We start from the raw sequence: 15,258 nt of genomic DNA, 5'->3' as shown, positions 1-15,258 counted from the left end.
AAGGAATTTGAGCGACGATGAGACTTGGAGCCCGCGTCTTTAAAACCGGGATTGCGATTACATTTGCATTAGTTTTAGCGAAACTGTTGCAGTTGCCTTCTCCTGTGTTTGCTGGTATTTCAGCTGTATTTGCGATGCAGCCAACGATTTACCGTTCATATTTATCTTTAATTGAACAAGTGCAAGCAAACGTCATTGGTGCAGTTTTCGCGATCGTTTTTACACTTGTTTTCGGACACGATCCATTTATTATTGGGCTAACCGCCATTTTAGTCATTGCGTTATTTCTTCGTCTTCGTTTAGAATCTTCTATTTCTGTTGCGCTTGTGACAGTTATTGCAATTATGGAATATACCGAAGAACACTTTATTGAATTTGCGCTTATTCGCTTTTCAACAATTATGTTAGGCGTGTTTGCAGCATTTATCGTTAATTTAGTATTTCTTCCACCAAAGTATGAAAAGAAGCTGTATACTAAAATTGTGGAATATACCGAACATATTTTAAAATGGATTCGCATGAATGTACGACACGCGTCTGAACATCATTTATTAAAAGAAGACATCGAAAAATTTAAAGAAAACATGATGAAACTAGACCAACTTTATTTGCTTTACAAAGAAGAACGGACATATTTTCGCAAGCATAAATATAGCAAATCGCGTAAACTTGTGTTATATCGCCAAATGATTGTCGCAACAAATCGAGCGCTAGAAACATTAAAATTGTTGCATCGTTTAGAAAACGAGCTAGCACATACATCTGCTGAACTTCAAGACGCCATAAAAAATGAACTCGACTGTTTGTTAAATTATCACGATCAAATATTGCTAAAGTTCATTGGGAAGGTAAAGTCTGATCCACAATCACAATTCGTTACAGAAGCATGCTCTGGAAAAAAAGGATTAATCCACTCGTTTTTAAACCATTATGCTGAGCAAAGCATTAAGCAAGAAAATTATCAACTATTTCCACTTATCGGAGCGATTATTGAGTATAGCCATCAGCTTGAACATTTAGACACGCTGATCGAAAGCTTCCATCATTACCATAAAGAAGAGCATGTCGTCCCTACCCCAGAACAAGAATAAAAAAGATGTCCCGACATACAAACGGGACATCTTTTAGCTTTTCATACGCGGATCAAGCGCATCGCGCAATCCATCACCCATTAAGTTAAATCCTAATACTGTTAACATGATTGCCAAGCCCGGAAAAATCATCGTCCATGGTGCTTGCGTTAAATATGCTTTTGAATCAGCTAGCATTTTCCCCCATTCCGGGTTTGGTGGCTGTGCCCCTAGCCCAAGAAATCCGAGGGCTGCCGCTTCAATGATAGCCGTCGCGATCGCAAGCGTGCCTTGGACAATAATAGGCGCCATACTATTCGGCAAAATGTGGTGGAATAAAATTCGTGCATCACTCATGCCAATTGCTTTCGCCGCTGTAATATATTCTTCCTGTTTAATGCTTAATACACGCGAACGAATGAGACGCCCGAAGTTCGGAATGTTAATGACCGCGATCGCGATGAGCGCATTTTTCAATGACGGTCCTAAAACCGCCACAATTCCAATCGCTAATAAAATGCTCGGAAATGCGAGCATAATGTCAAATATACGCGAAATCACCGCATCAACCCATCGTCCATAGTATCCTGCGATAATCCCAAGTAAAGAGCCGATTACAACCGAACCTAACACAGAAAAAAATCCGACCCATAACGAAATGCGTGCCCCATAAACAACACGAGAAAAAATGTCTCGTCCAAAATCATCTGTTCCAAATATATGATCTTTCGATGGTGCTTGCAAACGCATGGATAGTTGTTGGTCGTTCATATCGTACGGAGCAATGAATGGTGCAAAAATGGCAAGCAAAATGAAAAATAACACAATGCCACTTCCGATGAGTGCCATTTTATTTTTTCGAAACCGAATCCATCCTTCTTTCCATAACGATGTTGCTTTTTCTTCTTGCTGTACAACATTTCCCTCGTTTCGTGCCAGCTCAGCCAATGCGCTCCCCTCCTTTTAGTTATATTTAATTCGCGGATCAATTGCAGCATATAGAAGGTCAACAATTAAATTAATAAAAATAAAAATCATCGCAACAATTAAAATGCCTGATTGAATCACAGGATAATCGCGATAGCCAATCGCTTCATAAATGTACCGACCAATTCCCGGCCAACTGAAAATCGTTTCCGTTAAAATCGCCCCACCAAGTAACAATCCCATTTGTAAACCGATGACTGTCAATACAGGAATGATCGCATTTTTTAACGAATGCTTGTACACAACCCAAAACATGCTTAATCCTTTCGCACGTGCTGTACGAATATAATCTGACTTCATCACTTCAAGCATGCTTGAACGAGTCATGCGAGCAATAATAGCCATTGGAATTGTCGCTAAAGCGACACTCGGAAGCACTAAGTGTTGCAATGTTTGAAAAAACTGATCTGTATTTCCTTGAATCAACGTATCAATGACATATAAATGGGTGATCGGTTCAATTGGATTTCGTACATCTTCTCGTCCAGATGTCGGGAACCAATCTAAGTTAATCGCAAAAATCCATTGTTCCATCAACCCGAGCCAAAAAATAGGCATCGAAACCCCAATCAGCGCTAAAACCATCGCAACATAATCAAACCAAGAGTTTTGAAACCATGCGCTAATAATACCAGCATTGACACCAATAACCACAGCAATGAACATCGCTGCGAGCGATAGTTCTAATGTCGCCGCTAAATATGGCCAAATTTCTTGTGAAACCGCAACCCCCGTGCGAATCGATTCCCCTAAATCCCCTTTTAATAATCCGCCAAGGTATTTCATGTATTGAATGTACCACGGTTGGTCTAATCCGAGTTTATGCGTTAACGCCTCTACCGCTTCTTTCGTCGCCTTTTGTCCTAAAATGACTTGCGCAGGATTTCCCGGAATGGCACGAATCATAAAAAACACGACGAGCGACATGCCAAGCAAAACAGGAATGACCGTTAAAATGCGTTTGACCGTATATGAAAACATACGTTTCACTCCTTTCTGACATGATGGAAAGGGAGAGGATTCCCTCCCCTCCCTCAACACAAATGTTATTTAAACTGTACTTTTGTAAATTTATCCGTTCCTGTCGGATGCGGATTAAATCCATCAATGTTTGCCTTACCTGCTAATAACGGTGTTGAGTGTACGAGCGGAATCCATGGTGCGTCTTCTTTAATAATTTCTTGTGCTTTCTTGTACAATTCGTTTCGTTTGTTTTCATCGCTAACTGTTTGTGCTTCGATTAAAATGTTGTGCAACTCATCGTTTGCATAGTACGTGTAGTTGTTGCTGCCAATGCTGTCTTTATCAAGCAACGCATATAGGAAGTTGTCTGCATCACCGTTATCGCCCGTCCAACCGAGCAAGAAGGCGTCTGCTTCTCCTTTTGCCACTTTATCTAAGTATGTGGCCCATTCGTACGTGACGATTTTTGCTTTTACGCCAATTTTCGCAAAGCTTGCTTGTAATGCTTCGGCTACTTTTTGTCCATCTGGCATGTATGGACGTGGAACAGGCATCGCCCATAATTCCATTTCAAAGCCGTTTGGATAACCAGCTTCTGCAAGTAATTGTTTTGCTTTTTCCAAATCATACGGATAGTCTTGAATCGCGTCGTTGTAGCCAGGAATGCTTGGCGGTAATGGGTTTTTCGCTGGTTGTGCTTGACCTGCATAAAACGCATCAATGATCGCTTGTTTATCTACCGCATGATTCAACGCTTGACGAACGAGTTTATTTCCTAATGGGCCGCGTGTAACAGTTAATCCGACATAACCGACGTTCATCGAAGGACGTTTAAACACTTGGAAATCTTTATTTCCTTCTACTTGAGCTAAATCAGAAGGATTCAAATCTTCCATAATATCAATCTCGCCTTTTAACAACGCATTGAGGCGTGCAGAGTTGTCTGGAATCGATACGAAAATTAACTTATCAAGTTTTGGATGACCTTCTAACCAATATTCCTTGTTTTTCTCAAGCACGATGCGCTCATTGCGCTTCCACTCTTTAAAGACAAATGGACCTGTTCCAACAGGATTTTCACCAAACTTGTCGCCATATTTTTTAATTGCTTCAGGGCTAGCGATCGCAAACGGTACCATCGCAAGATTTTTTAAGAATGGCGCTTGCGGACGTTTTAAAACGAACTGCACAGTATGTTCATCTAACGCTTTTACTTCTTTAATGACATGCCCTTCATCATTTTTGTATCCACCAAACATTGAACCATAATAAGGGAACGTATCTGCATTCCCGTTTGCCCAACGTTCAAAGTTAAATACAACAGCTTCTGCGTTAAAATCTGTTCCGTCATGGAACTTTACACCTTCACGAAGCTTGAACGTGTACGTTAAGCCATCGTCAGAAATTGTCCATTCTTTCGCTAATGCTGGTTGAATCGTTGTATCACCATCGTTATAGTCTAGAAGTGTGTCAAAAATGTTTTTTGTTACTTTAAACGATTCACCATCTGTCACTGTGGCTGGGTCTAATCCAACAGAGTCACCGCCGCGTCCATAGACGAGCGTCGTTTGCTTTTCAGCTTCTTCCGTTTTGCCTCCACCTGTTTGTTCCGACTTGCCGCAACCTGCAAGCGCAGTCGCTGCTACAAGAAGAAACGTAAGCATGGTTAATAACCATTTTTTCTTCATTTCTTTTCCCCCTTAGTGAATAATATATATTTCATCGCCTAGCCATCTTTATGTATAAAGATGGCAGGCGACGTAATGCCCATTTCCAACTTCTTTCCATTCTGGTTTTGTCGTTTTACAAATATCCATACATGCTTGACATCGTGTATGAAAAGCGCAACCTGTTGGCGGATTCGATGGACTCGGTAAATCCCCGGTAAGCAGTTGCTTTTCTTTTTTATATTCCGGATCTGGAATCGGAACAGCTTCAAGCAACGCTTTTGTGTACGGATGTTTCGGATGGCGATATAGCTCTTCGCTGTTAGCGAGTTCAACCATTCGTCCTAAATACATGACGCCAACACGATCGCTAATATGACGCACAACACCAAGGTCGTGAGCGATAAAAATATATGTCAAACCAAACTCTTTTTGCAAGTCCTCTAGTAAGTTAAGCACTTGTGCCTGAATGGAAACATCTAGTGCTGAAACGGGCTCATCCGCGATAATGAGCTTCGGCTTCGTCATCAATGCACGAGCGATACCGATACGTTGTCGTTGACCTCCGCTAAATTGATGCGGATAGCGTTTCGCATGATAGCTACTTAATCCAACGACTTCTAACATCTCCCGCACCTTTTTTCGTCGCTCTTCCTTTGAACCAATTCCATGGACGATCAGCGGCTCTTCTAAAATTTTTTCTACTGTATGGCGCGGATTGAGCGATGCAAACGGGTCTTGAAAAATCATTTGCATATCGCGACGCACTTTTCTTAATTGTTGGGGCGATAGTTTTGTCACTTCTTCATTTTCAAATAAAATAGATCCTTCCGTTGGCTCAATAAGCCGCATAAGCATACGCCCCGTCGTCGATTTTCCACAGCCGCTCTCCCCGACAATGCCTAACGTTTCTCCTTTGTAAACAACGAACGATAAATCATCGACCGCTTTCACTTGACCGATTTGTTTATTAAACAAACCTGCCGTAAGCGGAAAATATTTTTTTAACCCTTTAACTTGTAGTAACGGTTCGTTCATGGATGACATTTTCCTCCTTTGTATACAAAAAACAACGCGCGCGATGGCCTTGTTCTACTTCGTATAAATCAGGATTTTTGGAAAAGCACCGCTCAAATGCTTGCTCGCATCTTGCCGCAAAACGACAACCTTGTTTAATCGAGCCCGGCTTCGGTACGCTTCCTGGAATAGAATATAAACGTGCTTTTCTTTCCCGAATATCTGGAACAGAACGAATAAGTCCAATCGTATATGGATGTTTTGGATTTCGAAAAATCGTTTGAACGTCCCCTTCTTCAATGATTTTTCCCGCATACATAACAACGACGCGATGACACATCTCAGCTACGACTCCTAAATCGTGTGTGATCATCATAATCGCTGTGCCGAATTGTTCGTTTAACTGTTTCATCAAATGTAAAATTTGCGCCTGAATCGTCACGTCTAAAGCAGTCGTTGGCTCGTCTGCAATTAATAAAGATGGATTGCATACCATCGCCATCGCAATCATTACACGCTGCCGCATGCCTCCTGATAGCTGGTGCGGATATTCATCAATGATCTCCTCAGCACGAGGTAAGCCGACAAGTTTCAGCATATCAATGGCCCGCTTTCGCGCTTCTAATTTGCTTATTTTTTGATGAATACGAATCGCTTCAATCATTTGGTTACCGATCGTAAAAAGCGGATTTAACGATGTCATCGGCTCTTGGAAAATCATCGCCATTTCATTCCCACGTATTTCTTTCATCCGTTTTTCCGATGCTAGCACAATATTTTCATTTTTAAACCATATTTCTCCATCTGTAATTTTTCCGATTCCTTTTGGCAACAATCCCATAATAGAGAGCGATGTAACACTTTTTCCACAGCCCGATTCACCGACAACGCCTAAAATTTCGCCTTTATTTATGTAAAAGTCTACGCCATCAACCGCAGGAACTTCCCCTTCGTCTGTGAAAAAGCATGTTTTTAAGCTTTTTATTCGTAAAATCGCTTCATCTCCCACGGAAGCCACTCCTTCTATATACAGAAAATTTATATTTTTAAAATAACTTTTATGTTACGTTTCAAATTATTACACGAATATTAAAAAAATACAATAAAAAAATTCAAAAAATTTAATCATTGTTTATAAAAAATAAAAAACAACGGCCATTAGTAAGTAACCGTTGTTTTTTTGTTCATGTATGTATCATTTTCACTTTCTACACATAATAAACTTTTTATACCAATGTTCAACTACTTCAGGAGCAAATGGCCCCTTTTTCTCTTTAATCCATTGAATTAATTTTTGAACATTATTTTTTAAAACTTTATCAATAATTTCAGGGTAGTTCATTTGTTCGCGATGACGCTCATATTCATCGTGATCTAATATGTCGTATTGACCGTTCGGAAATACTTTAATATCTAAGTCATAATCGATGTATTTTAACGCTTCCCCATCCCAAACGTAAGGCGAGCTAATGTTGCAATAGTAATATACTCCTTCAGCGCGAATCATCGCAATAATGTTAAACCAATGTTTTGCATAAAAAAAACAAATGGCCGGCTCACGCGTCACCCACGTTCTCCCATCCGCCTCTGTCACAAGTGTACGATCGTTGCCGCCAATCACTTCTTCTTCGCTTCCTTTTAGCACAACGGTTTCTTTCCATGCACGATGGATATGGCCGTCATGTTTATAACTATGAATTTGAATGATCGCCCCTGTTTGTGGATACTCCATACACATTCCCTACTTTCATTCGACGCTTTTTCCTCTATTATACCGTTAATAAGCAATGAAGAAAAAGAGCATCGGACGAAAACCGATGCCCTTTGCCTGTTATTGATTTTTCTTCGCTTCTGCTTTTGCGTTTTGTTGTTTCACATGTTGAACATCTGTTTCAGTTGAAAACTCTGTTCCGTACTGACCAGCATTTTGCTGTTTCACATGTTGAATGTTTGTTCCTGCAACTGTTTTGTTTGGCTTCATCATTCTCACCTCCACGCTCATTACTTTGTACTATCCGTTTAAAAAATATCCGTATGAATAATTTTTGTTTCACTTTCTACACTACATAAAGAGGTGAGAACGATGTATATTGGACGCGATTTGACAGCCTTGCAAATGATTCCTAAGCAGCAGTGGAAAGATAGCGAGTTAGCGTTTTTTCATCATGCTCTTCAACAAGTCACTCCGTATTTAAACGCGGAGGGACAAACAATGCATCGTGAAATTGTGGAAGAAATTGAAGCAAGAGGCGGTTTACAGCGAAACGAAGCGACATATACGAACGGAACGCGCGTATTTTACGAGTAAAGGCAGTTGCCTTTACTCGTACGCTTGCCATATTTTTTGATATATAACCGGGAACGCATATTGCTTAAGTTCATCGATCGTCACCCATTTGTTCGTTTCATCTCCCATTTGTAATTCAAGCGCTTTCCCTTTATATGCTTCAATATGCCATACAACATGGGAAAATACGTGCTCAAATGAACCGATTCGCTCCATCGAACGAATGACGACATGATATCGTTCACTTATTTCTTTTACAAAGGATTCATCGTTTCGTGTTGGAGCATGTTCATCATTTGGGAATTGCCATAAATTCGCCAATAATCCACGAGGCGGGCGTTTTTGAATGAGTATATTTCCCTTTTCATTCATAAGCACAATGGCACGAAAAGAAACACGTTTCGGTGCTTTCCCTTTTGTTTTTACAGGTAGCTCTGTTTCTACCCCTTCTGCAAACGCACGGCAATGGCGCTGAACAGGACATAGAAAGCAACTCGGGTTTTTCGGCGTGCAAACGAGTGCACCAAGTTCCATTAACGCTTGATTAAAATCAGACGGATTGTCGTGTGAAATAATATGGGAAACAATGTTTTCAAACTTTTTTCTTGTACTTCCTTTCGCAATATCGTCTGTTATATAAAAAATGCGCGACAATACTCGCATGACATTTCCATCTACCGCTGGTTCCGGAATGCCATAAGCGATGCTTAACACCGCCCCTGTTGTATAAGGCCCAACCCCTTTTAATGAAGAAAACTGTTCTTTGGACGCAGGTACACACCCTCCGTACTTTTCTTTCACTTCTTTTACCGCTTCATGCAAATGACGAATACGCGAGTAATAGCCGAGCCCTTCCCACGCCTTCAACACTTCTTCTTCCTCTGCTTCAGCTAAGGAGTCTAAAGTCGGGAACTTTTCGATAAAATGATAAAAGTAGGGGATGACTGTATCGACTCGCGTTTGTTGAAGCATCACTTCAGATACCCATATTTTGTAAGGGTCTTTATCTTTTCGCCACGGTAAATCGCGCTGCTCTGTTTGAAACCAATGAATTAAATCATGTTGAAACTGCTTAATATGAAAATGAGCCAATATTTGTTGTACATTTTCTTTCACGTTCATTCCTCCAAGGTGGTAAACTAAAAGTAAGTCCAATCAGAAAAAGGAGGCCTTTTATTTGGATACAGGTACACACGTTTTAATGGGGTTTGCATTAGGTGGATTAGCTACGTTCGATCCAGCGATCGCTAACGATCCAACGCTTGCGCATGCCGTGCTGATCGGCACGCTCGTTGGGTCACAAGCACCTGATATTGACACCGTTTTTAAATTAAAAAATAACGCGAAATATATTCGCAATCATCGTGGCATGACACATTCGATCCCCGCTTTGTTCATTTGGACATTGCTCATTAGCGTCACTCTCTTTTATATATATGACACGTCTTTTTTCCATGTAGCCCTTTGGACATTTATCGCCGTTAGCGTACATGTGTTTGTCGATATTTTCAATTCATATGGCACGCAAGCGTTGCGTCCTTTTTCAAAAAAATGGGTTGCGCTCGGTATCATTAACACGTTCGATCCGTTTATTTTTATTGTTCACTTAGCTGGCGTCGTCTTATGGTTGAACGGACAACATGCGGGGTATACGTTTCTAGCTGTATATGTCGTGCTCATTGGTTACTATATCATTCGTTTTCGTCAACAACAAGCAATAAAACGCAAGTTGAAACAAATGTTTCCGGATGTTGAACAAGTCATTACCGTTCCGACAATAAAATGGAACGAATGGCATTTAGCTGTGACGACATCAAACCATTTTTACGTTGCGCGCGCACAAAACGGGACAATTGATGTACTTGACATATTCGAAAAATGTCCGATTCCAGACATCCCAATCATTGAAAAAGCAAAACAAGATGAAAATTTAGCTGCATTTTTATCGTTTTCCCCTGTATATCGTTGGGAAATTCATGAATATAACGATCATTATGAAGTGCGCTTCATCGACTTGCGTTACCGAAGCAAAAATTATTATCCGTTTGTGGCAGTCGTCCAACTCGATCTCGACCTAAATATTGTTAGCTCATATACAGGATGGATTTTTAGCGAAAAGAAATTGCGCAAAAAATTAGAACTTATTCCAAGCTAAAGCAACGAGGCTCGTTCATAAATAGACGTTTATTAACGAATACTATACGTGTGCTCAAAAAGCACGAAATGAACGGCTGGGGGGACTAACATTGAGCAATAAAGAACGAGGCTTTCCGAATCAAAACAATGAAAAATTAGAAGGCGAGCCACGCGCAAAAGCAGAGTACGCATCAAAACGTGCGAACGGCACGATTAATACGCACCCTCAAGAACGAATGCACGCGTCCAATAAACGAGGCGACATCGAGGAGGAATAAAATGGGTAAACATTGGCGTAAAAAATTTTATGATAACCGCTATTCCGATCCGTTCCCACAACCATGGGCAAACCCGAAACACGCTCATGCCCAAGTAAATGGCGAAACACAACAATCACAAAGTTTAATGATTTTACATTCCGAAGTAAGTAAAAGGAAAATTTAATGAAAAAAGAGGTTGGCGGACGTGTCAACCTCTTTTCTTTAGCAATGAAATGGGCAACGCCACTTCGGTGTTCGGATCATTCAAACGATACCCCCATGCGAATACGCCGTTTATATATTGAAGTTTAAATAACGACTGCGGATCTCCTTCAATTTCGTAAAATTCTCCCGGTAGAAAGTCATCGGGATTTAATAAGTATGCTTTAGCCATGGCAATTTTCCGCTCATACACAGCGTATTCGTTTACCATTCCCATTTGTTCTGCTTTGCGTGCTTTTTCAGTTAATGTGGCAATCTCTTGTTTTAATTCCCATTCGCTCATTTCACTATACCGTTTTTGGTCCATTCTCCCCACTCCACTTTATGACAACTTCATTTTCATCGTATCATAAAGTGAAGCTAAAATACATAGATCAAGAGAAGGCTAAATATTCCAGTCATCAATACGTAATAAAGCATCGGGATGAGCGTCATACGAATGATCGTTCCTTCTTTCCCAGCTAGACCAACAACGGAAGCCGCTGCAACAACGTTTAATACACAAACCATGTTACCTGCATTCGCCCCTAACATTTGGCCAGCGATGACGATATGATGAGGCACTTGAATTTGATCAGCAATGCTAAATTGGAATAATGAAAACATCATATTACTAAACGTCGCACTACCGGAAATAAACGAACCAAGGGCCCCAATCAAAGGAGCAACTAACGGCCAAGCAGCCCCTACTCCCCCAGCGACCATCGACGCTAACTCAATTGGCATACTAGCAAGCCCTGCATCGTTTACACCAGAGTTAATAAAAATGCGAACCATCGGCACAGCTGTTCCGAGCGCAATGGCGCTACCGATCAGCGTATATGCCGATTCTTTCATCGTTGCCACGACATCTTCTCGCTTCATTTTATGCATAAAAATCGTAATAAAGATGACGACAAGGAAAATCGTTCCTGGCAAATATAGCGGTTCAATCGATGTGCTAATGTTTGTTCCTAAAATGTTGTTGAACTGTATTTTCACAGAACGTAACCATGCTTTTAGCGGCAAGTTTTGCAAACGTGTCAACACTAAAATAATCGCCACAAGAACATACGGCATCCATGCAAGTAAAAGTGGCATTTCATTTTTTTGTACGTTCGCGACATGTTGTATTCCATCTGTTTTCTTAAAATCCCATGGCTCTTTTGGCAATAAAAATCCTTTTTTCGCTGCCGGCACAACGATCGCCAAGCCAATTAATCCACCGATCATGGACGGAAACTCTGGTCCGAGAAAAGAAGCAACGAGAAAGGCTGGAAGTGTAAAGCTAAGCCCCGCAAATAAGGCGAACTTCCAAATTTCGAATCCTTCTTTCCACGAACGATTTTCTCCAAAAAAGCGCGTTAAAATAAGCACTAAAATAAGCGGAATGAACGTACCGATTACAATGTCAAACGACACTGCTTGTTTTGCGAGCGTTTGAAGAAACGTAGATAAATCGGCTGTGCCGATCACTTGTTGCACTTGTTGGGCAACAGAATTTCCTTCGCGAAGCCCTTGGTCTACCCCGACAATAATTGGTGTTCCGACCGCTCCGAACGAAACAGGGCTACTATCTGCGACAAGCGCAACAACAACCGCGGCAAGTGGCGGAAACCCTAAAGCAACAAGAAGTGGGGCCCCGATGGCTGCAGGCGTGCCGAATCCTGCCGCTCCTTCAATAAATGCACCAAACAACCATGCGATAATGATAACTTGCACACGCCGGTCGCGCGTAATGCCTAAAAATCCGCTTCGAATCGTATCCATCGCTCCACTTTTCGTCAACGTATTTAACAACAAAATCGCACCGAAAATAATCCATAAAATTGAAATAGCTACAATAATCCCTTCAATCGTTGCAGCTGCCACTTGAATGCCGGACATTTTCCAAACAAATAATGATAAAATAACAGTAATAAGAAAACTAATCGGCATCGCTTTTGCCGCCGGTAAACGCAGTAAAACGAGAAAAAGAAAGACAGCCAATACCGGTGTAGAAGCTGTAATCACTTGTGAAAAGCTCATATTGTTCCCCTTTCTTTGTTGTAATATAATGACATAAGACATTATACCATATGTTTGTGCATATATTCACAATTACATTTGACTACTTCTTGACAACTACTTATGTATACGTTTTCCATATTGTTGTGAATATATGATATACGAAAGGATGAAAGTAATGGAAAGTATCATTATCACAGGGGCTGGAACGGGTCTCGGAAAAGAACTTGCCCTTTTATATGCACAACGAGGGTACGAAATCATTTTAGTCGGGAGAAGAAAGGAGCCACTACAATCTGTCCAACGACAAATTGAATCTTTTGGAGGGAAGGCAGTCGCTTTTTCGCTTGATATTACAAATAATGAACAAGTGCATAAAGCAGCGGAAATGCTTTGTCAGAAGCATAACGTAACGATGCTCATTAACAATGCAGGCGTCGGCTATTTCGGACCGCTTGAACAAATGACGGAGCAACATATTCATGAAATGATCGACATTAACGTCAAAGGCACAATATATATGACAAAAGCGTTTCTTCCGTATTTTAAGACGTTGCCAGAAGCAAATATGATGAACATTATTTCGACAGCTGGGTTGCGTGGCAAAGTAAACGAAAGTGTATATGTCGCAAGCAAATTTGCTGTGCGCGGATTTAGCGAAAGTCTTGTAAAGGAGCTTGCGGAAACGAACGTTGCCGTCACCGCTGTATATATGGGTGGGATGAACACACCTTTTTGGGACGATTGCAACCATATTCAAGATCGCTCTCGTCTTCGTTCTCCTAAACAAGTAGCGAAAACGATCGTAAATGAATACAAACGCCAACCAGAAATAATCGTTGAATAGGAGGAATTAATCCTCCTTTTTCTTTTCCAAAAATTTCTCAATTAACGAAATTGGAAACCCTTTTCGGTATAGTGCTTGTTTCATTTTTTGTTCGTACGTATAACGGTCATATGTTTCATAGCGACGATGTGCCTTTTCTCCATGATATACGAGCGCTTTCCATTGTTCTTCATCATTTAAAGTGACCTGTTGCTTTACCCTCTCAATGATATGGGCAGGAAAACCTTTCATATGCAACAGTTGCGCTATATACGCTTTTTGTTCTTGATATGATCGTCTTTTTGATTGTTTATTTACTTTTTCAACCCACTTCATCGCTTTATCCTGTTGCATCTCTTCCGTATAACGCTCCATCGCTTTCGCAATCGTATCTTCACATATTCCTTTATCTATCAGTTCTTTATAAATAACATAAGGCCCTTTCATCGTCGTATTCAATTGCGTTTGTACGTACGCATGTGCAAATTGTTCATCGTCTATATATCGCTCATTTTGTAGCTTCCCAATTACTCGTTCGATCGTCCCATGATCTACTCCTTTTTTTTCTAAATGATCCATAACTTCTTGTTTCGAACGCATACGGTAAGCTAAAAAACGAAGCGCCATCTTATATGCTTGTGTTTCGTCATCTTTTTTTATCATTTCCATCCATTGCTTTTCTGTTACTGTCATTCCTTTTTTCAGCCGATACTCAATCAATACGTCTTGATCAACAGAAACGAGTTGTTTCTCTCCATCTTCTTTGACAAGATGGACGTAAAAACGTTCAGCATTTTTCTTATCTACTTCAATTTTTTCAATTCGCATCGTTGAACACACCTTTTCTTTCTTTTTCTTTTAAAAAAACGCATAATATAAGGAAAGGAGGGAAAATAATGAATATTTTAATTGCTGGAGGAACCGGATTTGTCGGTAAAGCATTGACGACATATTTTACACGAAATGGCCATCATATGTATATATTAACGCGAAACGCTCAAAAACGGGAGAACGATCCGTATGTTCATTATGTGCAATGGCTAACTGACGGTGCGAATCCTATCGAACAATTGCCTTCGATCGATGTTATCATTAATCTAGCTGGTGAATCGATTAATAGTGGACGGTGGAACGAAGCGAGAAAGCGAGCCATTGTAGAAAGTCGATTACAAGCAACAAATGCGATACATGACCTCATCTCCAATATGAAACAAATGCCAAACGTTGTCATTCAAGCGAGCGCCATTGGCATTTATGGCACGTCGCTTGATCAGACGTTTACAGAGCGAAATGAAACGACAGGAACAGACTTTTTAGCTCAAACCGTAAAACGATGGGAAGAAGCTGGACGGCGCATGGAAGCGCTCGGCGTCCGAACGGTGTTTATGCGTTTCGGCATTATTTTAGGAAGAGACGGTGGGGCTCTTCCACGCATCGTTCTTCCTTACAAATGGTTCATTGGTGGAACGATTGGACACGGTAAACAATGGATGTCATGGGTGCATATAGAGGACATCGTTGGTGCCATTGATTTTGTTATTCGACACGAAAACGTATCAGGCCCGATTAACGTCACCGCTCCATATCCTGTAACGATGGAGCAGTTTGGAAAAACGGTGGCAAACATATTACATCGCCCACATTGGCTTTCTGTTCCATCCTTCGCCCTAAAAGTATTATTAGGGGAAATGAGCATGCTTGTGTTAGAAGGACAACGTGTCATCCCTGAAAAACTACTTCAAGCAGGATATCATTTTGCATTTCCCACTATTGATCGAGCGCTAGCGAACATACTAAAATCGTGACGAATACACTATACGAAAAAGAAATAAAGGAG

At 40.8% G+C, this 15,258-nt stretch carries 18 protein-coding genes; 7 read left to right on the top strand and 11 right to left on the bottom strand.

What is annotated here, in order from left to right; all coding sequences use genetic code 11:
• The first annotated feature begins 17 nt into the window (after window positions 1–17).
• On the top strand, window positions 18–1,091 hold the full coding sequence (locus HNR63_RS12270; RefSeq protein ID WP_021095993.1) for an FUSC family protein: 1,074 nt from the start codon (window positions 18–20) through the stop codon (window positions 1,089–1,091).
• A 33-nt stretch (window positions 1,092–1,124) separates the two neighbouring features.
• On the opposite strand, the gene nikC is transcribed toward HNR63_RS12270, so the two are convergent.
• From nikC to HNR63_RS12235, 7 genes are all read right to left on the bottom strand, one after another.
• Window positions 1,125–2,018, bottom strand: a complete 894-nt coding sequence (gene nikC, locus HNR63_RS12265) for a nickel transporter permease (protein ID WP_181520887.1) — start codon at window positions 2,016–2,018, stop codon at window positions 1,125–1,127.
• Between the two features lie 15 nt (window positions 2,019–2,033).
• Window positions 2,034–3,038 (bottom strand): ABC transporter permease, encoded by a 1,005-nt coding sequence (locus HNR63_RS12260; RefSeq protein ID WP_009360861.1) that lies wholly within the window; start codon window positions 3,036–3,038, stop codon window positions 2,034–2,036.
• A gap of 65 nt (window positions 3,039–3,103) precedes the next feature.
• Window positions 3,104–4,708 carry an ABC transporter substrate-binding protein gene (locus HNR63_RS12255; RefSeq protein ID WP_181520886.1) on the bottom strand — a complete coding sequence of 535 codons (1,605 nt, stop codon included), beginning with the start codon at window positions 4,706–4,708 and terminating at the stop codon, window positions 3,104–3,106.
• Between the two features lie 48 nt (window positions 4,709–4,756).
• Window positions 4,757–5,725, bottom strand: a complete 969-nt coding sequence (locus tag HNR63_RS12250) for an ABC transporter ATP-binding protein (protein WP_246316796.1) — start codon at window positions 5,723–5,725, stop codon at window positions 4,757–4,759.
• The gene (locus tag HNR63_RS12245; protein WP_181520884.1) at window positions 5,700–6,713 is read right to left on the bottom strand and encodes an oligopeptide/dipeptide ABC transporter ATP-binding protein; all 1,014 of its coding nucleotides are present in this window, start codon (window positions 6,711–6,713) and stop codon (window positions 5,700–5,702) included. The genes HNR63_RS12250 and HNR63_RS12245 overlap by 26 nt, the downstream gene beginning before the upstream one ends.
• A gap of 192 nt (window positions 6,714–6,905) precedes the next feature.
• Complete coding sequence (gene ntdP / locus HNR63_RS12240; protein ID WP_021095761.1) at window positions 6,906–7,436, bottom strand: nucleoside tri-diphosphate phosphatase; 531 nt, start codon at window positions 7,434–7,436, stop codon at window positions 6,906–6,908.
• 99 nt (window positions 7,437–7,535) lie between these two features.
• Window positions 7,536–7,688: a gamma-type small acid-soluble spore protein gene (locus HNR63_RS12235; RefSeq protein ID WP_021095760.1), complete on the bottom strand. Its 153-nt coding sequence runs from the start codon at window positions 7,686–7,688 to the stop codon at window positions 7,536–7,538.
• Window positions 7,689–7,787: 99 nt separating this feature from the next.
• Between HNR63_RS12235 and HNR63_RS12230 the strand changes: the two genes are divergently transcribed.
• Window positions 7,788–8,012: a hypothetical protein gene (locus HNR63_RS12230; RefSeq protein WP_021095759.1), complete on the top strand. Its 225-nt coding sequence runs from the start codon at window positions 7,788–7,790 to the stop codon at window positions 8,010–8,012.
• Window positions 8,013–8,024: 12 nt separating this feature from the next.
• Here HNR63_RS12230 and mutY read toward each other — a convergent pair whose 3' ends face one another.
• Window positions 8,025–9,113, bottom strand: coding sequence for an A/G-specific adenine glycosylase (mutY, locus tag HNR63_RS12225; protein ID WP_181520883.1), 1,089 nt, complete (start codon window positions 9,111–9,113; stop codon window positions 8,025–8,027).
• Window positions 9,114–9,168: 55 nt separating this feature from the next.
• On the opposite strand from mutY, the gene HNR63_RS12220 reads away from it, so the two are divergent.
• The 3 genes from HNR63_RS12220 to HNR63_RS12210 all read left to right on the top strand — a co-directional run bounded on the left by HNR63_RS12220 (window position 9,169) and on the right by HNR63_RS12210 (window position 10,571).
• Window positions 9,169–10,146: a metal-dependent hydrolase gene (locus HNR63_RS12220; protein ID WP_181520882.1), complete on the top strand. Its 978-nt coding sequence runs from the start codon at window positions 9,169–9,171 to the stop codon at window positions 10,144–10,146.
• Window positions 10,147–10,237: 91 nt separating this feature from the next.
• Window positions 10,238–10,405 (top strand): small, acid-soluble spore protein K, encoded by a 168-nt coding sequence (locus tag HNR63_RS12215; RefSeq protein ID WP_019418561.1) that lies wholly within the window; start codon window positions 10,238–10,240, stop codon window positions 10,403–10,405.
• 1 nt (window position 10,406) lies between these two features.
• Window positions 10,407–10,571, top strand: a complete 165-nt coding sequence (locus HNR63_RS12210) for a YpzG family protein (RefSeq protein WP_006322047.1) — start codon at window positions 10,407–10,409, stop codon at window positions 10,569–10,571.
• Between the two features lie 24 nt (window positions 10,572–10,595).
• Here HNR63_RS12210 and HNR63_RS12205 read toward each other — a convergent pair whose 3' ends face one another.
• Both HNR63_RS12205 and HNR63_RS12200 read right to left on the bottom strand, forming a co-directional pair.
• Window positions 10,596–10,916, bottom strand: coding sequence for a YfhH family protein (locus tag HNR63_RS12205; protein WP_021095756.1), 321 nt, complete (start codon window positions 10,914–10,916; stop codon window positions 10,596–10,598).
• A 53-nt stretch (window positions 10,917–10,969) separates the two neighbouring features.
• Complete coding sequence (locus HNR63_RS12200; protein WP_181520881.1) at window positions 10,970–12,616, bottom strand: L-lactate permease; 1,647 nt, start codon at window positions 12,614–12,616, stop codon at window positions 10,970–10,972.
• A gap of 157 nt (window positions 12,617–12,773) precedes the next feature.
• On the opposite strand from HNR63_RS12200, the gene HNR63_RS12195 reads away from it, so the two are divergent.
• Window positions 12,774–13,442 (top strand): SDR family NAD(P)-dependent oxidoreductase, encoded by a 669-nt coding sequence (locus tag HNR63_RS12195; protein WP_181520880.1) that lies wholly within the window; start codon window positions 12,774–12,776, stop codon window positions 13,440–13,442.
• Window positions 13,443–13,448: 6 nt separating this feature from the next.
• Here HNR63_RS12195 and recX read toward each other — a convergent pair whose 3' ends face one another.
• Window positions 13,449–14,249, bottom strand: a complete 801-nt coding sequence (gene recX, locus HNR63_RS12190; protein ID WP_181520879.1) for a recombination regulator RecX — start codon at window positions 14,247–14,249, stop codon at window positions 13,449–13,451.
• 68 nt (window positions 14,250–14,317) lie between these two features.
• Between recX and HNR63_RS12185 the strand changes: the two genes are divergently transcribed.
• Complete coding sequence (locus HNR63_RS12185) at window positions 14,318–15,226, top strand: TIGR01777 family oxidoreductase (RefSeq protein WP_181520878.1); 909 nt, start codon at window positions 14,318–14,320, stop codon at window positions 15,224–15,226.
• Window positions 15,227–15,258: the final 32 nt, after the last annotated feature.

It is taken from the genome of Anoxybacillus ayderensis, assembly GCF_013761015.1.
Taxonomy (GTDB): Bacteria; Bacillota; Bacilli; order Bacillales; family Anoxybacillaceae; genus Anoxybacillus; species Anoxybacillus ayderensis.
The sequence above is the reverse complement of the archived record's forward strand: the minus strand, read 5'-3'. Positions and strand labels throughout refer to the sequence as shown.